This window comes from Kitasatospora sp. SC0581 (assembly GCF_048159585.1).
Taxonomy (GTDB): domain Bacteria; phylum Actinomycetota; class Actinomycetes; order Streptomycetales; family Streptomycetaceae; genus Kitasatospora.
Window position 1 is genome coordinate 1 of the sequence record NZ_JBLRWA010000157.1, and the last position, 421, is coordinate 421.

Here is a 421-nt window from a genome sequence, read left to right on the forward strand (position 1 = left end):
TGTGGAAGGCGCCGGCGACCTTCAGGGCGACGACCTTGCGGACGCCCTCCGGCTTGTCCTCGGCCAGCGCCGCGAGCTGCTCGGCGGTACCGGCGGCGACGATCTGGCCCGCGCCGTTGATGTTCGCCGGGGTCAGCCCCAGCTTCTCCAGATGCGGGACGGTCGTCTCGGGGTCGCCCCCGAGCAGCGCCGCCATCCCGGTCCGCGTCACGGCGGCGGCCTCGGCCATCGGCGCCACCAGGGGCCGCACGGTCTGGGCGGGGCCGCCGATGCTGTTGAGTCCGAAGGCCGCGGTGACCTGCCGGACCAGCAGGTAGACGGTGAGGAACCGGCCGGCGCTGAGCCTGCCGAGCCGCCCGATGAGATTGCGGGCCTGTTCGCGCAGGCCGTAGCGCTCCAGCAGGCCGATCACCGGGAGCAC

At 74.1% G+C, this 421-nt stretch carries 1 protein-coding gene; it reads right to left on the reverse strand.

Features of this window, described 5'->3' with window-relative positions; all coding sequences use genetic code 11:
* Positions 1-421 (reverse strand): 5-oxoproline transporter, DUF969 family subunit (locus ACLWS4_RS37555; RefSeq protein ID WP_416876511.1); only part of this gene is annotated, 421 nt, incomplete at both ends.